Consider the following 20,712-nt stretch of genomic DNA (forward strand, 5'->3'; position numbering starts at 1 on the left):
GGGAAATCGTTGCTTTTGTTAGATATTGTCGAAAAAAAAAGCCCTGCATAATGCAGGGCTTGTTTGTTGACGCAAGATTAACCGCGCAACCAGGAATCAACGGTGGCAGCACCGTACTGTTCCTTCCAGGCTTTCAGGCCACGGTGGTTACCGCCCTTGGTTTCGATCAGTTCACCGGTGTGTGGGTTGTGGTAAACCTTGACCACGCGCGCGCGGCGGGTTTTTGGTGCGGTAGATACTTGCAAGCCGGACTTGGACGGGTTCGGATCGAGGATGGCGATGATGTCTTTCAGGCCTTTGCCGTAGGTTTTCATCAGCCCCTGGAGCTTTTCTTCGAATTCGATTTCTTTCTTGAGCCCGGCATCGTTCTTCAGCGATTCCAACTGCTTGAGCTGTTCCTGAAGGGCCTTTTCAGCTGCACGAAATTCAGCGAGTCTGGACAATATCTTTACTCCAATAGTGTGTTTGGCTGATACCAACCGCAAACAAAGCTATAAGCCAAGAGCCTTGAAGCGACTCGGTGATAATGGCTCACCTGCCAATCTTGCACAGGCTGAAAAAATTGTAGTAGTTAATGCGCCAAGAGTAAATCCTGATCTTGTCGTCATGTAACAACAGTGGTGTTTTGTATCAATTTGGTGCGTCGGGTGGCAGCACCGGGCTTAATTTATTTTTAGTTAATGGTGACTTAATGCATCGATGAAGTCGGCGCCGGGCATGGGTTTTCCGAACAGATAGCCCTGCAGGAAGTTGACGTGGTGTGCGGTCAGATAGTCAGCCTGTGCCGGAGTTTCTACACCTTCGGCAACAATACCCAGATCGAGCTTGGCCGAGAGTTCGATAATGGTGTCCAGAATATGCCGCGACAGCGCGTCAATGCCGATCATCGCGACGAAACTCTGGTCGATCTTCAGGAAGTCGACGTTGAATTTGCGCAGATAACCCAGGCTTGAATGGCCGGTGCCGAAGTCGTCGATGGCGATCATCACCCCCAGCGTGTGCAACTGCTCAAACAACAGGTGCGTGACATCGGTTGGCTCGATCAGCTCGCGCTCGGTCAGCTCCAGCACCAGGTTGATGCTGCCGGGGGCAAATGCAGCGAGAAACTCGCGACAGTCTTCGACCAGTTGCAGATCCTGGCAGTGGCTGGCGGTGATGTTGATGCCGATGTGGAACGGTTTTTCGAAGTCCGCCGACAACGGACCGAGCAGGGCGGCAGTCTGCTGCATCAGGGAGCGGGTCATGGGCACGATCAGGCCCGAATGTTCGGCAAACGGGATGAACAGGTCCGGCCGCACCAGACCTTCCCTGGGGTGATTCCAGCGCATCAGCACTTCAGCACCGGACCATTTCCGGCTGTCGCCATGCACCACCGGCTGGAAGTAGGGAATGAATTCGCCGGCCTCCAGCGCTCGCAGCATTTCATGGCTGGGGGAGGTGGCGCGTCGCTGCAGGACGTGGGCGATAGCGCCCGCGATCACCCCGAAAAATATCAGCAAACTGAACAGCGGCGGGTATTCGCTGCCCATGTAGCGCCAGGTTTGTCCCTGCGGGAAGCCTGCACTGACACTGAAGGCATAGCGCGAAGACGCGAGCATACTCTGCGCCACCGGCAACGGCGGCAGGGCGCCCTGATGCACTTTGCCATCGGCGGACAGCCAATTGTCGCCGACTTGCAGCAACAGCAGCGTCTGCCGGCCGATCAGGCGCAGGATGTTGCTCAGGTGATAACCATCGAGGGTGGTCAGCGCGCCACCGCGACCTTCGCTGAGCCGATACACCAGCAGCGCGGTGTTGGGCGTCACGGGATTGCCGTTCATCAACCACAGCTTGCCCTGGGTGTAGTCGCCCGGGTTTACGGCCTCCTGGAACTCCCCGAACAGCGAACTGCAATAGAGGTTGTTGTCCCACACCAGATTGGTCGAGCGCACGAAGGGGCGACGCGTCACCTGCTCACGCAACGCCAGTTTGACGCTGTCGCAGGGTTGACCGGCCAATGGCAACAATTCACTGGCGGCCTGGGCGGTGTTGTCGAGCATCAGTTCAAACTGGCGCAGCGCCTCCTCGGCGGTATTTTGCGTGCTCTGTTGCAAGGTGCGCTCGGCTTGCAGATACAGAATTCCGCCGCCCAGCAGAACGGGTAAAACACCACAAAGCAGGCTCACACAAATGCGTACGCTACGTTTGCGGCGGGGTTTGACGGTCAAGGGCATGGACGCATCCTGTTGCGATGGAGTGGAACTCTCGAACGCAGGCCTGGCAACGGCGCGCCTGTGAGTAACAGCGAAGTCAGAAGGGATGATAGATGGCCGTTGGCGCTTGTGCCGCTCACGGCGGGTTGATCTGTGCAGCGAGTTCGATAAACGCTCGCGTGGCGGGCGAAGCCTGACGCTGATCGAGGACAGCCAGGCCGATCAGGCGTTGCACCGCCGGCAACAGCGGCTTCTTCACGTAACGCGGGGCAGGATCGTCCGGCAACGAGCCTTCAGCGACGACGGTGATTGCATCGCGCCGGCTGACGACGTCCAGCGTACTGAGCAATTGCGAACAGCGATAGCGAATGTTCGGTTGCAGGCGCGCGGCGGTGAACAAGCGCGAAACCAGCTCCGATGACCCGGCCTCGGTCAGCACAAATGGGTCGGCACACAGATCCTGGAGGCTCAGCGCCGCACGTGCGGCCAGCGGGTGATCGAGCGGGAGCAGGGCAACCATCTGGTCTTCGACCAGAGCAAAAGTGTCGAAGCGTTCCTCGGGCAACACCACAAAACCGACGTCGATTCGCCGCTCCTCCAGCCACTGCAGCACCTGCCGGTCCGGCCCCTCATCAATGTGCACTTCGATGCCCGGATGCACTTCGCGATAGCGCTGCAGAATCTTCGGCAGCAACTTGATTGATGATGTCGGGCCGAACGAGCCGATCCGCAACGTACCGCTTTTCATGCCGCGCGCATCGGCTGCTTCCTGGCGCAAGGTGTTGGCCAGGCCGAGCATGGCCCGTGCGCGCTGGAGCAACTGCTCGCCGATATCGGTGAGTTCCACTTGCGACTGATGCCGCCGCAACAACTCCACGCCCAACTCCTGCTCCAGCGACTTCATCGCGTGGGATATCGCCGACTGCGAGATCCCCAGACGATGGGCGGCGAGGGTGAAACCGCGCAGTTCAGCGACCAGCGAGAAGATCTCCAGTTGCGTGAGGGTCATGAGTGTTTGCTCATTTTACGATGAGAGGGAATGAGGTGAATGATACGCCATCCTTTGCCTGCTTTGGTCTGGAGCCTCATGCGCAGCGTCGAACAAACCCACGCAACAACTTCCGACCGCCCGGTTTATCTGACCCTGGCGACGGTAACCATGATTTGGGGCGGAACCTTTGTCGCCGGACGTTTTCTGGCGGGCAGCCTCAGCCCGCTGTTCGCCGCCAGCCTGCGCTTCCTGCTCGCCAGCATGGCGCTGCTCGGGTTTCTGTGGATAGCGCGTATCCCGCTGGCGCGACCAACGTCCCGGCAATGGCTGCAACTGACTTTGCTCGGGTTCTTCGGGATTTTCTTCTACAACCTGTGCTTCTTTTATGGCCTGCAGTACATCAATGCTTCACGGGCCTCGTTGATTGTCGCGTTGAACCCGGCCGTGATCGGTCTGGCCTCATGGCTGCTGTTCAAGGAGCACCTGGGCCGGGTGAAAGTCGCCGGTATCGCGACCTGCATCGCCGGCGCCGCTCTGGTGATTGTCAGCCGCAACCCGCAATTACTTGCCGTGACACCCGATGCATGGATCGGTGACCTGTTGATTTTTGGCTGCGTGTTGAGCTGGGGCATTTACTCGCTGTTTTCCCGGGGGGCTGAACCAATCCATTGGCCCGCTGCAGACCGTGACGTTTTCCGTGTTGATCGGCAGCGGGATGCTGTGGACGGTGGCAATGCTGCGTGGCGAGGTCAGCGGGGCGGCCTTGATCAACCTCCGTACGCCACAATGGCTGAGCCTGTTTTACCTTGGCGTACTCGGCTCGGCGCTGGCCTACATCGGCTACTACGACGGCATCCGCAAAATCGGCGCGACCCGCTCCGGCGTGTTCATTGCCCTGAATCCGCTGACCGCGGTGGTGCTCGGCGCACTGCTGCTCGGCGAGCAACTGACGTTGAGCATGTGCCTGGGCGGCGGATTGGTGCTGGTGGGGATTTACCTGTGCAACAAACCTCTTGCACCGATGCGAAAAAGGCGGATTTTATAGAGAGGGCAGACAACCCTATTTACGCTGTGTAGAATCGGGTTACGCATACAATAATAATCGTCTTCTGGCAGCAGAAGCCTCGCCCGCAAGAGCCTTGGGTCGACAATGAAGATATTCGGGTTTCAACTGATCTACGGTGACTTCCTCGCCCGCAGTGTGCGAGGCATCTCCTGCGCACCTCCCGCCGGTCTCAGCATTACTGACAAATAACTCTGGTTAATTGATAAGAATGATGAGGCGTCACCATGACCGATTTATACGAAAACCCAATGGGCCTGATGGGCTTTGAATTCATCGAGTTCGCATCGCCGACTCCTGGCACCCTGGAGCCGATCTTCGAGATTATGGGCTTCACCAAAGTCGCGACCCACCGCTCCAAGAACGTACACCTGTACCGTCAGGGCGCGATCAACCTGATCCTCAATAACGAACCGCACAGCGTCGCCTCGTACTTCGCCGCCGAACATGGCCCGTCGGTGTGCGGCATGGCGTTTCGCGTCAAGGATTCACAGAAAGCCTACAACCGCGCCCTGGAACTCGGCGCCCAGCCGATCCACATCGAAACCGGCCCGATGGAGCTGAACCTGCCAGCGATCAAAGGCATCGGCGGTGCGCCGCTGTACCTGATCGACCGTTTTGGTGAAGGCAGCTCGATCTACGACATCGACTTCGTGTTCATCGAGGGCGTTGACCGCAACCCGGTCGGTGCCGGCCTGAAGATCATCGATCACCTGACCCACAACGTGTACCGTGGCCGCATGGCTTACTGGGCCAACTTCTACGAGAAGCTGTTCAACTTCCGCGAGATCCGCTACTTCGACATCAAGGGCGAATACACCGGCCTGACCTCGAAAGCGATGACCGCTCCGGACGGCATGATCCGCATCCCGCTGAACGAAGAGTCGTCCAAGGGCGCCGGGCAGATCGAAGAGTTCCTGATGCAGTTCAACGGCGAGGGCATCCAGCACGTGGCGTTCCTCACTGACGACCTGGTCAAGACCTGGGATCAGTTGAAGAAGATCGGCATGCGCTTCATGACCGCACCGCCGGACACCTACTATGAAATGCTCGAAGGCCGCCTGCCGAACCACGGCGAGCCGGTTGATCAACTGCAATCGCGCGGCATCCTGCTCGACGGCTCGTCGAACCCGGACGACAAGCGCCTGCTGCTGCAGATCTTCTCGGAAACCCTGATGGGCCCGGTGTTCTTCGAATTCATCCAGCGTAAGGGCGATGATGGTTTCGGCGAGGGTAACTTCAAGGCACTGTTCGAATCGATCGAGCGTGATCAGGTGCGTCGTGGTGTGCTGACCACCGAGTAAGCCATGAAAAAGCCTGGCGTATGCCAGGCTTTTTCAAGATCAAAAGATCGCAGCCTGCGGCAGCTCCTACCTTGGAATGCATACCCTGTAGGAGCTGCCGCAGGCTGCGATCTTTTGCTTTACGAGCGGCGCTGCCGCATCAAGTGCTTGAATCCTTCAAACACCAGCACCACCACCGCCAGCCAGATCGGAATGTAAGTCAGCCACTCACCCGCCTTGATGCTTTCGCCAAGCAACAAAGCCACGCCGAGCAGCAACACCGGCTCCACATAGCTGAGCAAGCCAAACAGACTGAACGGCAACAAGCGGCTGGCGATGATGTACACCACCAGCGCCGAAGCACTGATAAGGCCGAGCAGCGGAATCAGCCACAGCAGCCCCGGGTATTGATCAAACACGGCAAAGCCTTGCTCTCCGCCGCGCACGAACCAGTAGGCCACCGGCAGCATCAAGGTCATATCGACCCACAGACCGCCGAGGTGGTCGGTCTTCAGGCGTTTGCGCAGGACGAAATACAGCGGATACCCGACCACGACCACCAGCGTCGCCCAGGAGAATCCGCCGACCTGATACAGCTCGTTGGCCACGCCGAGAATGGCAAAGAACACCGCGATCTTCTGCAGGTACGACAGGCTGTCGCCGTACACGATGCGCCCGGTCAGTACCATCGCCAGCGGCAACAGGAAATAACCCAGCGACACGTCGAGGCTGTAGCCATTCAGCGGCGCCCACATGAACAACCACAACTGCACGCCGAGCAAGCCCGACGAAACGATCAAACCGCCGATCAGCTTTGGATAGCCCGCCACCTTGCGCAACAGTTCCAGCACCCGCCGCCATTCCCCCGACACCAGCATGAACACGGTCATGCACGGCACGGTCAGCAGCATCCGCCAGCCAAAGATTTCCACGCCGCTCAATGGGGTGAGCAGCGAAGTGTAGTAATACATGACGGCAAACAGCACCGAGGCTGAAACCGATAGAGCGATACCTTTAGACAAACTGTCCTCGCGGATGGGTGATCAAACAGGGCGCGCAGGATACGTGGTTTTTGTGTTGAATATTGGCCGAGTGATCAATATTTCCCACATCCTGAACCTGCGGCAGCTCCTACAGGGCGGCGGTATTAGCTATGACGCGGTTTGCGGCCCGACACAAAATGGCTCACATCGTTGAACCCCGGCGTCGACGCATGCCCCGGAGTCACCAGCGAGTCGATAAACGCTTCATCCTCCGCCGTGATCTGCACCGCCTGCGCCTTGGTGTAGGCATCCCACTGCTGTTCGGTACGCGGCCCGACAATCGCCGAGGTCACTGCGCTGTTGTTCAGCACCCAGGCAATCGCGAACTCGACAATCCCGACCCCACGCCCTTGCGTGTACTGCTGAATCTGCTGGGCGATGCGCAGCGATTCCACCCGCCATTCGGTTTCCAGAATGCGCTTGTCCTGACGCCCGGCGCGGCTGTTGGCATCGGGAGTGACGTCGGGTGCGTACTTGCCGCTGAGCACGCCGCGGGCCAGCGGGCTGTAAGGCACCACGCCGAGGCCATAGGTCTGCGCGGCGCTGATTTGCTCGGTCTCGGCCTGACGGTTGACGATGTTGTACAGCGGCTGACTGATCACCGGGCGATCGACACCCAACTGGTCAGCGATGCGAATCGCCTCGGCGATGCGCCAGCCGCGATAGTTCGACAGGCCCCAGTAACGGATCTTGCCTTGGCGAATCAGGTCGCCAATTGCCGATATGCTGACTTCCAGCGGCGTGTTGTGGTCTTCGCGGTGCAGGTAATAGATATCGAGATAGTCGGTGCCGAGGCGCGTCAGGCTGGCCTCCAGACCATTGAAGATGTGCTTGCGGCTCAAGCCGCTGCGGTTCGGCACACCATCCACCGGGCCGAACCCGACCTTGGTCGCCAGCACCCATTCATGCCGGTGGCGGGCAATCGCCTCGCCGACGATTTCTTCCGAGCGGCCGTTGGTATAGACGTCGGCGGTGTCGATGAAATTGATGCCCTGATCCCAGGCCTTGTCGATGATGCGCAGCGAGTCTTCAGCGCTGGTCTGCTCGCCAAACATCATCGTGCCGAGGGTGAGGGTGGACACCTGCAACCCCGAGTGCCCCAGTGTGCGATAGCTCATGCCGAAATCCTTTTATCGGGTGGGAAAGCTCCAATCAAATACCAGAAGCATCCCACGGGGCAAAGTGAATTATCGGCTGAGCGACCTGCCTGCAGTACCTGAGTTTGTTCGGACATCGTAAAAAGATCGCAGCCTGCGGCAGCTCCTGCGCGCGAATACGCGCTTCCCTGTAGGAGCTGCCGCAGGCTGCGATCTTTTGATCTTAAAGCGTGATGCTTAAGCCCGCAGAGTCCGCGTCATGCGCAACGCCAGCAAGCTGCCGCCAACGATCACCCCCGCCAGCAAATACAACGCCGCATCGGTCGAACCGGTGCTGTCCTTGACCCAACCCACCAGGTACGGGCTGAGGAAACCGGCCATTTGCCCCATCGAGTTGATCAACGCCAGACCACCGGCCGCCGCGCCCGCGCTCAACAGGGCGGTCGGCACCGGCCAGAACATCGGCAGACCGGTCAGCGCGCCCATGGTCGCGATGGTCAGGCCGAGAATGGCGATGGCCGGGTTGGCGGCGAAGTTCACCGCGATCAGCAGACCGAGCGCGCCCATCAGCATCGGTACCACCAAGTGCCAGCGCCGTTCTTTGCGCAAGTCCGCCGAACGCCCGACCAGCAGCATGAACACCGCCGCCAGCAGATACGGAATCGCACTCAACCAGCCGATCACCAGATTGTCACTGAAGCCGAGGTTCTTGATGATCGACGGCAGCCAGAAGTTGATCGCGTACACGCCGCTCTGGATGCAGAAGTAGATCAGGCCAAAGGCCCAGATCGCCGGGTTCTTGAACACTGCGAGCAGCGAGTCGGAGGTGGTTTTCGGCTTGTTCGCCAGGTCTTCGGCCTTATCCGCCTCGAGCACCGCGCGCTCATGCGGGCTCAGCCACTTGGCGTTGGCAAAGCTGTCGCTCAGCAGGAAATAGGCGAGGGCGCCGAGGATGACCGTTGGAATGCCTTGCAGCAGAAACATCCACTGCCAGCCGGCCAGACCGCCCTGGCCTGCGGCGAAGTGATTGAGAATCCAGCCGGAAAACGGACTGCCGAGCAGGCCGGACACCGGGATCGCTGACATGAACAGCGCCATGATCCGCCCACGGCGGAACGTCGGGAACCACTGCGAGAGATACAGCACCACACCGGGGAAGAACCCGGCTTCGGCGGCGCCAGTGAACAGGCGCAGGGTGTAGAACTGGGTCGGGGTGGTGACGAACAACAGGCAGGTCGACAGTGTGCCCCAGGTGATCATCATCAGCGCGATCCAGCGGCGCGGGCCGAATCGGGTCAGCGCCAGGTTGCTCGGCACGCCGCACAGCACGTAGCCGATGAAGAAGATCCCGGCACCGAGGCCGTACACGGTTTCACTAAACTTCAGTGCGTCGAGCATCTGCAGTTTGGCGAAGCCAACGTTGACCCGGTCGAGGTAGTTGAACAGGTAGCAGATGAAGATGAAGGGAATCAAACGCAGGGTGATGCGTTTGTAGACGGCGTTTTTACCGTCATCGATGGTCTGGGTAGCTGCGGCGCTCTGCGACATAGCGGCTCTCTCTTTATTATGATTTTTTGCGATGCACAGGTTAACGTTGATCGCCCCGAGAGTCTCGGCCACCTGTGGCCGGATTGTCTTTGTGCCTGAGCACAGGGTTTGCCGCCAGACCCTGTGCGGGTGAACAACCGTCCGCCGCCGCTGCTTAAGGATTTTGCCGATCATGTTCGAACTCGATCACGACCTCGCTCAGGATATCGTCGACCGGGCCATGGCCATTTTGCCCTACAACGTCAACGTCATGGACAGCCAGGGGCTGATCCTCGGCAGCGGCGAGCCGGAGCGCATCAACACCCGTCACGAAGGTGCGCAACTGGTGCTGGCCAACGGGCGGGTGGTAGAGATCGATGCACAAACCGCCGTGCACTTGAAGGGTGTGCAGCCGGGGATCAACCTGCCGCTGATGCTCGATCAACGCCTGATCGGCGTGCTCGGTATTACCGGCGAACCGGAGCAACTACGCACCTACGCCGAACTGGTGCGCATGACTGCCGAAATGCTCGTCGGCCAGCGCAACCAGCAGGCCGAGCAGCAATGGCGACGCCAGCGTTGCGACGACCTCTTGGCGTTGCTGTTGAGCGAAGCGGGGGACTCGCCGCGGCTGGTCGATGAGGCGCAGCAATTGGGGCTCAAGCCGCAATTGACCCGGGTGCCGTATCTGTTCGAGCTGGGTCTGGAGCACGGGCCGGGGCAGACCGTCGAGGCCTTGAGCGCCTGGCTGACCTCGCGCTATCCGGACAGTTGGTGCGTGAGTTCGGCCAAGTCATCGCTGCTGTGGTGCCGACCCGCAGGTCAGACGGTTGAGCATGATCGTTTGCTGGAAAAGCTTGATGCCCTCGGCTGGAACATTTTGCGTATCGCCGTGGGTGGGCAGGCGGATGGGCTGGCTGGCTTGCGCCGTTGCTATCGGCGGGTCGGTGATCTGCTCGCCTATGGGCGGGACGTGCTGCCGCACTCGCGTTTGCTGACGCTCAATCGCTATCGCTTGCCGGTGATGCTCTGGCGCCATCGCAACGATGATGCGCTGGATGAATTGCTCAAACCGTTGCGCAAGGTCATCGCCAAGGACGGCAACGGCCAGTTGCTCGCGACCCTGCGCAGTTGGTGTGAACACGATGGGCAGAGTCAGGCGTGTGCCGATGCGCTGGGCATTCATCGCAACAGTCTGCGTTACCGGATGGAGCGGATTGCCGAGTTGAGCGGGGTTGATCCGCTGCGGCTGGACGGGATGTTGGCGTTGTACCTTGGGGTGCAGTTGTTGCCGCAGACTGACCCGAGTTGATCGGGTGTTTTCACCGGCGCCTTCGCGAGCAAGCTCGCTCCCACATTTGAAATGCATTCCCCTCGTGGGAGCGAGCTTGCTCGCGAAGGCGTCGGCACATTCAACACAGGCTTTTGTAGAAATGAACAATAAACGCCCACCGCCCTTGTGCAGCGGACAGGCGTCAATGCGCATGCCGACTGGCAGCATGAGGGGCATTGGAACTGGAGAATTCGCATGAAGATCGTCATCGCCCCCGATTCGTTCAAGGACAGCCTGAGTGCCCAAGGCGTTGCCGAGGCCATTGCCCTGGGGCTGGCGCAAGTCTGGCCGCAGGCGACATTGGTCAAGTGCCCGATGGCCGACGGTGGCGAGGGCACGGTGGAGTCGATTCTTGCCGCGTGTGAAGGCGAGCTGCGCCGCACCCGGGTGCGCGGGCCGTTGGGTGCGCCGGTCGACGCCGCGTGGGGCTGGTTGCCACACAATCACACCGCGATCATCGAAATGGCCGAGGCCAGTGGTTTGCAGTTGGTGCCAACCGGGCAGCGCGATGCCTGCATCACCAGCACCTTCGGCACCGGTGAACTGATTCGCGCGGCGCTGGATGCCGGTGCGCAACGGGTGATTCTGGCGATTGGCGGCAGCGCCACCAACGACGGCGGCGCCGGCGCGATGCAGGCGCTCGGTTTGAAATTGTTCGATGCGCAGGGGCAGGCGCTGGTGCCGGGTGGTCTTGCCTTGGCGCAATTGGCCCATCTGGATCTGAGTGATCTGGATTCGCGTCTGGCGCAGGTACGCTTCGATATCGCCGCCGACGTCAACAATCCGCTGTGCGGCCCGCACGGCGCCTCGGCCATTTTCGGCCCGCAAAAGGGCGCGTCACCGGCACAGGTGCAGCAACTGGATCAGGCGCTGGGACACTTCGCCGAGCTCTGCGCGCAGGCGTTGGACAAGGACGTTCGCGATGAGCCGGGCAGCGGAGCAGCGGGCGGATTGGGCTTTGCGGCGAAGGCATTTCTCGGTGCGCAATTTCAGGCCGGCGTCGAAGTGGTGGCCGAGCTGGTGGGCCTGGCCGAAGCGGTCAACGGCGCCGATCTGGTGATCACCGGAGAAGGGCGGTTCGACGCGCAAACCCTGCGCGGCAAGACCCCGTTTGGCGTGGCGCGGATTGCCAAGCAACACGATGTCCCGGTGATTGTCATCGCCGGCACGCTGGGCGAAGGTTATCAGGAACTGTACGAGCACGGCATCGACGCGGCATTCGCCGTCACCAGCGGCCCGATGACCCTCGAACAGGCCTGCGCCGAGGCTCCGCGTTTGTTGCGTGAACGCGCGGCTGACATTGCCCGGGTCTGGCAGATGGCCAAACTCAATAGCTGACGCCCTGAAGATGTTGTGGTGAGGGGATTTATCCCCGATGGGCTGCGAAGCAGCTCCCCGCGTTTTTCGCTAAAAACCAGTTTTGAGAGTTTGCGACTGCTGCGCAGCCGATCGGGGATGAATCCCCTCGCCACAGTGGGTTGGTGTCGGTGTGTTTCAGCGGTGAAACACCTTGAAAAATATTTTCGCTTTACACCAAATCTTCCTAAAGCCTGGCCGATACAGAGATCAGGCGCACACAGATTCCCTCGAACAGTGACGCCTGACTGGTCCCGCCCCCAAGGTCCAGTGATGACGGCAAGGACGCTCGCAGTTACCTCTACCCGAGAGTCCAACCATGTCCTTGCGTAACCTGAATATCGCGCCCCGTGCCTTCCTCGGTTTTGCTTTTATTGCCTTGCTGGTTATTGTCCTTGGTGTGTTCGCCGTCAACCGCATGTCGACCATCCGCCAGGCTTCCATCGACATGGAAACCAATCAACTGCCCAGCGTGACCTACCTTGGCGTGGTGACGGAAAACGTTCTGCGCCTGCGGATCCTGTCGTTCCGGATTCTGGTCAACCGCGACCCGGCAGGTCTGCAAGAAGCGCAAACGCGCATCGGCGTGCTGGTGGACAAGGTACGCAGTGCTCAGGCCAGTTATGCCGCGTTGCCCGCCGGTAGCGAAGAGCTGTCGCAATACAAGGCGTTCGCCGCGACGCTGGACAACTATCTGCAAGCGCAAAACCAGATGATGGAGCTGTCGCGCCAGGACAAGGTCGAGGAGATGCGCACCCTGATCAACACGCGAATCAAGGACGGCACCGATCAGATGGGCGAGCAACTCAACAAACTGATTGCGATCAACGCCGCCGGTGCGAAAGACGCGTCCGCTCAAGCGGGCGAGCACTACGACAGCGCCATCACCGGCATCGTCATTGTCGCGGTGGTTGCCGCATTGGCGACGGTGCTGTTGGCCCTGCTGCTGACCCGCAGCATCGTTACCCCGTTGAACCGTGCGGTGCTGGCAGCGCAAACCATTGCCGGCGGCAACCTGAGCAAAACCATTGAAGTCGACGGCAAGGACGAACCGGCCCGCCTGCTCGAAGCGCTGGCTCTGATGCAGACCAACCTGCGCAAAACCATCGAACAGATCGCGGGTTCCGCCACGCAACTTGGCGCTGCTGCCGAAGAGCTCAGCGCGGTCACCGAAGAAGCTTCTCGTGGCCTGCAGCAGCAGAACGATGAAATCGAACAGGCTGCCACCGCCGTCAACGAAATGACCGCTGCCGTGGAAGAAGTCGCACGCAACGCGGTGTCGACGTCCGAAGCCTCGAACCAGTCGACCCAGGCTGCCCGCGAAGGTCGCGACCAGGTGGTGAAAACCGTCGACGCGATCCAGACCATGACCCACGACGTGCAGAACACCGCACAGATGATCGAAGGCCTTGCCGCGCAGGGCCGCGACATCGGCAAGGTGCTGGACGTGATTCGTGCCATCGCCGAACAGACCAACCTGCTGGCCCTCAACGCGGCGATCGAAGCGGCGCGTGCCGGTGAGGCCGGACGCGGTTTCGCCGTAGTGGCGGACGAGGTGCGCGCCTTGGCCCATCGCACCGCGCAATCGACCCAGGAAATCGAAAAAATGGTCGCCGGCATCCAGAACGGCACGGGTGAAGCGGTGTCGTCGATGCAGCAAAGCAACCAGCGCACCCAGACCACCCTGGAAATGGCCCGCGCCGCCGGCGTCGCGCTGGAACAGATCACCCAGTCGATCCATCAGATCAACGAGCGCAACCTAGTGATCGCCAGCGCCTCGGAAGAACAGGCGCAGGTCTCCCGTGAAGTTGATCGCAACCTGGTCAATATTCGCGACCTGGCCACCCAATCGGCTGCCGGCGCCAACCAGACCAGCGCCGCCACCCATGAACTGTCGCGTCTGGCAGTGGATTTGAATGCCATGGTGGCGCGGTTTGTGATTTGACCTAGGGTGAAGGCTGGAGACCGCGCAATCAGGAGACGTGCATGCGCTATTCAGCCTTGACCCAACGCATCGCCGGGGAGGGAGCAGCGGCCTGGCAGATTCATGACCGAGCGCTGGAGCTGCGCGCCGAGGGTGTCGATATCCTGCTGCTGAGCGTGGGGGATCCGGATTTCGACACGCCGCTGCCGATCATCCACGGCGCCATCGACAGTCTGCTGGCCGGCGACACCCATTATTCCGAAGTGCGTGGCCGCTTGGCGCTGCGCAAATTGATCGCTGCCCGCCACCAGCGGCGCAGCGGTCAGGTGGTGGATGCCGAGCACGTGATCGTGCTGCCCGGCGCGCAATGCGCGGTGTATTCGGTGGCGCAATGCCTGCTGGATCCGGGTGACGAAGTGATCGTCGCCGAGCCGATGTACGTCACCTACGAGGGCGTGTTCGGCGCCTGCGGTGCGACGGTGGTGCCGGTGCCGGTCAGGCCGGAGAACGGTTTTCGCGTTGATCCCGCCGATGTTGCCGCGCGGATCACGCCAAAGACCCGCGCGATGCTGCTAAACAGTCCCAACAATCCCTCTGGCGCAAGCCTGTCCCTGCTGATCTGGCAGGAACTGGCGGCGCTGTGCGTGCGCCACGATTTGTGGCTGATCAGTGACGAGGTCTACAGCGATCTGCTGTACGAGGGCGAACATATCAGCCCGGCGAGTCTACCGGGCATGGCCGAACGCACGGCGACCATCAACAGCCTGTCGAAATCCCATGCCATGACCGGCTGGCGTATCGGCTGGTCGATCGGGCCGAAAGCCTTGGCCGAGCATCTGGTGAACCTGTCGTTGAGCATGCTCTTCGGCCTGCCGGACTTCGTGCAGAAAGCCGCGCAAGTGGCGCTGGAAAGTGATCTGCCGGAAGTGACGCAGATGCGCGAGGAATATCGGTTGCGCCGCGATCTGGTCTGCGAACGCTTGCGCGGTTGTCCGGGGTTGCAACCGATCCGCCCGGATGGCGGGATGTTCGTGATGGTCGATGTGCGCCAGACCGGGTATGGCGCACAGGCGTTTGCCGAGCGGCTGCTGGAAGGGTACGGCGTGTCGGTGCTGGCCGGTGAGGCGTTCGGGCCGAGTGCGGCGGGGCATATTCGCATCGGGCTGGTGCTGGATCGGGTGCAGCTGGCGGATGCCTGTGCGCGGATTGCGTTGTGTGCGGTGCAGCTTCTTCAGGCGCGTAGTGCCTGATAGTTTTGTGTTGTCGAGGCTGGCCCTTTCGCGAGCAAGCTCGCTCCCACAGTGAATTGGGGGGGCACAAAGTTTTATGTGCAACCCGAACCCTGTGGGAGCGAGCTTGCTCGCGAAGACGGACTCTCAGTCGGCGATTTTTTCAGCCCTGCCAAGCCGCCGGATTCACCAGATTCACCGGCTTCTCCCCAGCCAAAGCCGCCAGCAGATTCTCCACCGCACACCGTGCCATCGCCTCGCGCGTCTCATGCGTCGCCGAGCCCATGTGCGGGGTTGCCACCACATTATTCAGCTGCAACAACGGCGAATCATGATTCAGCGGCTCACGCTCGAACACATCCAGCCCCGCTGCGCGAATCCGCCGATGGCGCAACGCGTCGATCAGCGCCGCTTCATCCACCACTTTGCCGCGCGAGATATTGATGAAAATGCTCTCGGGGCGCATCAGCGCAAACTGCTCGGCGCCGATCAAACCTTCGGTCTGCGCAGTCAGCGGCAAGGTCAGGCAGATGAAGTCCGCCTCTTGCAGCAGCGCCTCAAGGCTGCGGTACTGCGCGTCAAAGCGCACCTCGACCGCCGGTTTGCGCGACTGGCTTTGATACAGCACCGGCATGCCAAAGCCGAAATGCCCGCGCTGCGCCAATGCTTCACCGATCCGCCCCATGCCGATGATGCCCAGGGTCTTGCCGTGTACATCGGTACCGAAATGCGCCGGGCCGATGTTGCGATGCCACTGGCCGCTGCGCACCATATTCGCCAGCTCCACCACGCGCCGGGCCGTGGCGAGGATCAAGGCGAAACCGGTGTCGGCGGTGGTTTCGGTTAGCACGTCCGGGGTATTGCTCAGGAGAATCTTGCGCCGCGTCAGGTAGTCGATGTCATAGTTGTCGACGCCCACCGAAACGCTGGCAATCGCCTGCAGTTGCGGCGCCAGGTCGAGCAACGCCGCGTCGAGTTTCAGGCTGGCGCCGAGCAAACCGTGGGCGCCTGGCAGGGCGTCACGCAGCTTCATCAGGCCGTCGGCGTCGAGGCTTTCGATCAGTGTCACGTCACACTGTTGCTGCAGACGCGTCATCAGCGCCGGCGAGAGTTTCTTGTACAGCACGACTTGCTTTTTCATGGGCGAAAAATCCTTTCAGGAATGCGCTGGCACAGGACGCGTGGCAACGGCTTTGGCCACGACGCGGTCACTGGCGCCGGGCTTGAGAAAAATCGTCAGTACCACCGACAGCAGCAACGCGCCGCTCATCAACAGGTACGAAGCGCCGGGCGAACCGGTGGAGCTGTTCAGATAACCGACCAGATACGAGCCGCCGAACGAGCCGAGCGCGCCCATGCTGTTGATCAGCGCCATGGCCCCACCGGCAACGTTGGCCGGCAGAATCTCCGGAACGATGGCGAAGAACGGCCCGTACGGTGCGTACATGCAGGCGCCAGCGATCACCAGCAGCGTGTACGACCACCAGAAATGCTCGGCGCCCAGGGCGTAGGAGCCGTAGAACGCAATGGAGGCGATCAGCAGTGGCGGCCAGACGAAGCGTTTGCGCTTTTGCAGTTTGTCCGAGCCCCACGACACTGCGAGCATGCCGATCACCGCCGCCAGATACGGCAGCGCCGATAGCCAGCCGGCCTCGATCATGTCCATCTGCGCGCCAGCCTTGAGGATCGACGGCAGCCACAGCACGAAGCCGTAGACGCCGATGCTCCAGCAGAAAAACTGCAGCGCCAGAATGATCACCTTCGGCGAGCGGAACGCTTCGGCGTAGTTCTTTACCGCTTTGATCCCGACCTGTTCGGCGGCGAGGGCGCTTTCCAGATCGTGCTTTTCCTGGTCGCTCAGCCACTTGGCCTGAGCCGGACGATCATCGGCCAGTTTCCACCAGATAAACGCCCAGATCACCGCCGGCAAGCCCTCGATGATGAACATCCAGCGCCAACTGAAGTGCTGCACCAGATAGCCCGAAACCACCGACATCCACAGCATGGTCACCGGGTTGCCGAGGATCAGAAAAGTGTTGGCCCGCGAGCGTTCGGCACGGGTGAACCAGTGGCACAGGTAGACCAGCATCGCCGGCATCACCGCGGCTTCGACCACGCCGAGCATGAAGCGAATCACGATCAGCCAGTAGGCGTTGGAGACCACGCCGGTCAGGGTGGCGAGGCCGCCCCAGAAGATCAGGCTGAAGAAAATCAGCTTCTTCACGCTGTGCTTTTGCGCGTAGATCGCTCCCGGCACCTGGAAGAAAAAGTAGCCAAGGAAGAACAGCGCCCCGAGCAATGAAGACAGGCCCGGGGTGATCATCAGGTCGGCAGCCATGCCGGACGCGGCGGCAAAGCCGTAGTTGGCGCGATCCAGATACGCCAGGCTGTAAGTGATGAACACGATCGGCATGATGTACCACCAGCGGCGGGCGGCGAGGGTTGCGGTTTTCATGGTGTTGCTCCTGAGCTTGTTGTTTTTGTCGCAGCAGGTTCAAATTTTTTCGGTGATCAAGCGGGCCTCTTCGCGAGCAAGCTCGCTCCCACAGGGGAATGCATTCCAAATGTGGGAGCGACGGTGCGACGATTCGACTTGCTCGCGAAAGCGGTTTCGAATTCAACGATGAGTTCAGACCGGGTCGGCAACCCCTCCATGTCCCCGCGACTCTGCACCGCCCGACTGCCAATCCAGTTCGCGCGTTGCACCGCCTCGGCAAAACTCTGATGCTCCAGCAGGGCACTGATCATGCCGACCGCAAAGCCATCACCCGCACCCACGGTGTCGACCACGTTCGCCACCGGCACCCCGGCGACAAACTCCTGATCCAGATGGGTGCGGTAATAGGCACCTTGCGGCCCGAGCTTGATCGCCACGGCTTCGGCGCCCTGATCGAGATAGAACGCCGCGATGTCCGCCGGATCTTCGAAGCCAGTCAGCAACCGACCTTCGCTCAAGCCCGGCAGCACCCAGTGGGCGAGGGCGGCGAGGCGGTTGATCTCGCGGATCATCTCTTGCTCGGAGGCCCACAGGCTCGGGCGCAGATTGGGGTCGAACGACACGCTGCGCCCGGCATGGCGCATGCGCGTCATCAGCTCGCAAGACATTTCCCGGGCGCTCGCCGACAGTGCCGGTGGAATCCCGGTGGCGTGCAGGTGGCGGGCGCTCAGCAGGCTGTCACTGATCGACAGCGGTGACAGATGACTGGCCGCCGAGCCACGGCGGAAATACTCGACTTGCGGATCGCTGCCATCGTCGTTACGCGACTTGAACTGGAAACCGGTCGGATGCGCGCTGTCGACTGCGACGTGACAGCAATCCAGACCTTCCTCGATCAAGGTCTGGACCACGAAGCGTCCGAGGGAATCGGCGCCGACCCGGCTCAGCCACGCCACATTGAAACCCAGGCGCGACAGGCCGATCGCCACATTGCTGTCGGCGCCGGCAATGCGTTTGTGAAAGTGCTCGACGGCAGCCAGATCACCGGTCTGTTCGGCGACCAGCATCGCCATGGTTTCGCCGAACGACAGAATATCGATCTCAGACATGGGCAGGCTCCAGACGCGATTGGCCCAGGCGGGCGAGGGCGGCAACGTGCTCGGTGGTCAGTGCCACCAGATCATCGCCCTGCAACGGGTATTCGGCGGCACGCATAACGCCTTGGGCCATGTGCCGCAGCAGTTGTTCCCACAAATGCAGGTCGCTGACGGCCGGTGGCACGGCGACCAGTTTGCCGTCGGCGCGGCGCGCTACCGCTTTGCAATGCACATAGCCGACGTGGCGTCCGAGCAGGCGTGCGGCGTTGGCGGCGGACTGGTCCTGCCACTGCCAGTTGCCGATGTCGAAGGTCATCTTGATCGGCAAATCATGCTGCTCGACCGCCGCGAAAAAGCGCTGGAACGGTTCGATGCGGCCGCCATGCAAGGTTTGGTCATTTTCCACCAGCAGTTGCACCGGGCTGTTGCCGAGCAGTTGCTTCAACACCTGCAGATCACAATTGTCGGTGAAGTAACCGAGCGAGACTTTCAGCCATTTCGAGCCAAACGCCTCTGCATGTTGCAGGGCGCTGATCAGCTCGGGATTGGGCCGTGCCTGCCCGGCCAGCCACAGTTCGGTCGGTGAGGAATAGATGCTTTGCAGGCCCTGCGCACGGGTGGCGGCTTGCAGTTGCTCGGGTACTTCGCGGGTCAGCAGCTCTTCGCGCCATTCGATGCGATCAGCGCCGGCAGCGGCCAGCACGTCGATGAAGAAGTCCTGGCCGCGCTGGCGCACAAGCTCGGCGCCGTAGCTGGACAGGCTGATGGAAACGGCAGGTTTATTCATTGTTATCTACCTCTGAAACCGGTTTCATTTTTGTTCAAAAAAATATCAAGTGGTTCTGTGATGGCCTTTCGGGCCTCATCGCTGGCAAGCCAGCTCCCACAATTTTCTGGGGGGCTGGATAGATTGCATTGACACCACAAAACCCTGTGGGAGCTGGCTTGCCAGCGAAGGCGTCAGCTCAAACACCACCCATCCCTCGGGTAGAACCCCGCTCAACCAACACCGGCGCAAAATCCACCCTGCGCGCTACCTCGACATCCCCTCGCAAGCGCTTGAGCAAACATTCAAACGCCCGCGCGCCAATCTCGGCTGTCGGCTGGGCGAGGGCGGTAATTCCGCTGCCCACCAACGGGTACCAATCCAGATCGTCCAGGGCAATCAGCCCGACATCCTCGAATAACCTGCAACCGATTTCGCGCAAGGCGAGGGTGCAGGCCAGCGCCGCCACGCCGTTGGCGCAAAACAGTGCTTTGGGGCCGTTAGCCTTGGTGTTTAAAAATGTTTGCAGATCAGTGGCGAGCGCGTCGCTGGTTTCCAGCACTGCTCCGGTCAACCCGGAGCGCCGGGCAATTTGCGCCTGAAAACTGCTGACCCGCTCGATCCGCGAACTGGTGCCGTCAAACGGCTCAGTCACCAGCAAAACATCGCGATAGCCGCGCTGCTCAAGGTGCGTCAGGGCCATCTCGACCGCTTGCGAGTTGTTCAGCCCGACCATGTCGCTGTCGAGGTCATCGACCTTGCGATCCACCAGCACCAGCGGCATTTCCCGGTGCAGTTCGTGAAGCTCGTCACGGTGATGGCCGAGGGTGTTCACGATCAGCCCTTCGATGTTGTACGAGCGCAACAGCGCCAGGTGCTGGCGTTCCTGCTCGTCATCACGGTCCGTGTTGCACACCACCAGGCTGTAGCCATGCGCACGGCAGGCGGTTTCCACCCCGTGCATCACGGCAATCGAATAAGGGTTGCGGATATCGGCCACCAGCATGCCGATCAGGCGGGTGCGCCCGCGTTTCAGGCCGCGGGCCATCTGGTTGGGGCGATAACCCAGTTCGGCGATCGCCTGTTCTATGCGCAAGGCGATGGCATCGGAGAGCAGGGCGCGGTCATCGCCGATGAAGCGCGAGACGCTGGCCTTGGACACGCCGGCGCGTTCGGCGACATCGAGCATGGTCACGCGGCTGCGCTGGGCGGCGGAGAAATCGTTCATGCGTGTGCCTTATTGTTTTTCGAGGGCGATGAAACCGGTTTCAGTGAATCCGCGTTTCGGGTGACGCGTCAAGCTCTTTCGCGGGAAGTTACCGGGAAATTCCGACAGGCGGTCGAAATAACTGTCAGATCTGACAGTAGGCAAAT

The 20,712-nt window shown here is 60.9% G+C and carries 16 protein-coding genes and 1 pseudogene; 6 read left to right on the forward strand and 11 right to left on the reverse strand.

What is annotated here, in order from left to right; genetic code table 11:
* Nucleotides 1–77: 77 nt before the first annotated feature.
* From PMI25_RS15815 to PMI25_RS15825, 3 genes are all read right to left on the reverse strand, one after another.
* On the reverse strand, nt 78–443 hold the full coding sequence (locus tag PMI25_RS15815; RefSeq protein ID WP_007963346.1) for a histone-like nucleoid-structuring protein, MvaT/MvaU family: 366 nt from the start codon (nt 441–443) through the stop codon (nt 78–80).
* Between the two features lie 234 nt (nt 444–677).
* Entirely contained in the window at nt 678–2,213 is a 1,536-nt protein-coding gene (locus PMI25_RS15820; RefSeq protein WP_007963347.1) for an EAL domain-containing protein, read from the reverse strand.
* Nucleotides 2,214–2,328: 115 nt separating this feature from the next.
* Nucleotides 2,329–3,201 carry a LysR family transcriptional regulator gene (locus PMI25_RS15825; RefSeq protein ID WP_007963358.1) on the reverse strand — a complete coding sequence of 291 codons (873 nt, stop codon included), beginning with the start codon at nt 3,199–3,201 and terminating at the stop codon, nt 2,329–2,331.
* 78 nt (nt 3,202–3,279) lie between these two features.
* On the opposite strand from PMI25_RS15825, the pseudogene PMI25_RS15830 reads away from it, so the two are divergent.
* Nucleotides 3,280–4,228, forward strand: a pseudogene (locus tag PMI25_RS15830) (DMT family transporter).
* Between the two features lie 245 nt (nt 4,229–4,473).
* Nucleotides 4,474–5,550 carry a 4-hydroxyphenylpyruvate dioxygenase gene (gene hppD, locus PMI25_RS15835; RefSeq protein ID WP_007963361.1) on the forward strand — a complete coding sequence of 359 codons (1,077 nt, stop codon included), beginning with the start codon at nt 4,474–4,476 and terminating at the stop codon, nt 5,548–5,550.
* Nucleotides 5,551–5,669: 119 nt separating this feature from the next.
* On the opposite strand, the gene rarD is transcribed toward hppD, so the two are convergent.
* The 3 genes from rarD to PMI25_RS15850 form a co-directional block, all read right to left on the reverse strand.
* Nucleotides 5,670–6,551, reverse strand: a complete 882-nt coding sequence (gene rarD, locus PMI25_RS15840; protein ID WP_007963362.1) for an EamA family transporter RarD — start codon at nt 6,549–6,551, stop codon at nt 5,670–5,672.
* A 125-nt stretch (nt 6,552–6,676) separates the two neighbouring features.
* On the reverse strand, nt 6,677–7,690 hold the full coding sequence (locus PMI25_RS15845) for an aldo/keto reductase (RefSeq protein WP_007963363.1): 1,014 nt from the start codon (nt 7,688–7,690) through the stop codon (nt 6,677–6,679).
* A 216-nt stretch (nt 7,691–7,906) separates the two neighbouring features.
* Nucleotides 7,907–9,217, reverse strand: a complete 1,311-nt coding sequence (locus tag PMI25_RS15850) for an MFS transporter (protein ID WP_007963368.1) — start codon at nt 9,215–9,217, stop codon at nt 7,907–7,909.
* 172 nt (nt 9,218–9,389) lie between these two features.
* On the opposite strand from PMI25_RS15850, the gene PMI25_RS15855 reads away from it, so the two are divergent.
* The 4 genes from PMI25_RS15855 to PMI25_RS15870 all read left to right on the forward strand — a co-directional run bounded on the left by PMI25_RS15855 (nt 9,390) and on the right by PMI25_RS15870 (nt 15,059).
* On the forward strand, nt 9,390–10,508 hold the full coding sequence (locus tag PMI25_RS15855; RefSeq protein ID WP_007963370.1) for a sugar diacid recognition domain-containing protein: 1,119 nt from the start codon (nt 9,390–9,392) through the stop codon (nt 10,506–10,508).
* 216 nt (nt 10,509–10,724) lie between these two features.
* Nucleotides 10,725–11,867 (forward strand): glycerate kinase, encoded by a 1,143-nt coding sequence (locus PMI25_RS15860; RefSeq protein ID WP_007963373.1) that lies wholly within the window; start codon nt 10,725–10,727, stop codon nt 11,865–11,867.
* A 337-nt stretch (nt 11,868–12,204) separates the two neighbouring features.
* Entirely contained in the window at nt 12,205–13,830 is a 1,626-nt protein-coding gene (locus tag PMI25_RS15865; RefSeq protein WP_007963374.1) for a methyl-accepting chemotaxis protein, read from the forward strand.
* A gap of 41 nt (nt 13,831–13,871) precedes the next feature.
* Complete coding sequence (locus tag PMI25_RS15870) at nt 13,872–15,059, forward strand: pyridoxal phosphate-dependent aminotransferase (RefSeq protein ID WP_007963375.1); 1,188 nt, start codon at nt 13,872–13,874, stop codon at nt 15,057–15,059.
* A gap of 142 nt (nt 15,060–15,201) precedes the next feature.
* On the opposite strand, the gene PMI25_RS15875 is transcribed toward PMI25_RS15870, so the two are convergent.
* The 5 genes from PMI25_RS15875 to PMI25_RS15895 form a co-directional block, all read right to left on the reverse strand.
* Nucleotides 15,202–16,179: a 2-hydroxyacid dehydrogenase gene (locus tag PMI25_RS15875; protein ID WP_007963376.1), complete on the reverse strand. Its 978-nt coding sequence runs from the start codon at nt 16,177–16,179 to the stop codon at nt 15,202–15,204.
* A gap of 15 nt (nt 16,180–16,194) precedes the next feature.
* On the reverse strand, nt 16,195–17,493 hold the full coding sequence (locus tag PMI25_RS15880) for an MFS transporter (protein WP_007963386.1): 1,299 nt from the start codon (nt 17,491–17,493) through the stop codon (nt 16,195–16,197).
* A gap of 56 nt (nt 17,494–17,549) precedes the next feature.
* Nucleotides 17,550–18,584, reverse strand: a complete 1,035-nt coding sequence (locus PMI25_RS15885) for a sugar kinase (RefSeq protein WP_007963387.1) — start codon at nt 18,582–18,584, stop codon at nt 17,550–17,552.
* On the reverse strand, nt 18,577–19,359 hold the full coding sequence (locus PMI25_RS15890; protein WP_007963388.1) for a sugar phosphate isomerase/epimerase family protein: 783 nt from the start codon (nt 19,357–19,359) through the stop codon (nt 18,577–18,579). The genes PMI25_RS15885 and PMI25_RS15890 overlap by 8 nt, the downstream gene beginning before the upstream one ends.
* Nucleotides 19,360–19,537: 178 nt before the next feature.
* On the reverse strand, nt 19,538–20,566 hold the full coding sequence (locus PMI25_RS15895; RefSeq protein WP_007963389.1) for a LacI family DNA-binding transcriptional regulator: 1,029 nt from the start codon (nt 20,564–20,566) through the stop codon (nt 19,538–19,540).
* Nucleotides 20,567–20,712 lie beyond the last annotated feature (146 nt).

This window comes from Pseudomonas sp. GM30 (assembly GCF_000282275.2).
In the GTDB taxonomy this organism is placed as follows: domain Bacteria; phylum Pseudomonadota; class Gammaproteobacteria; order Pseudomonadales; family Pseudomonadaceae; genus Aquipseudomonas.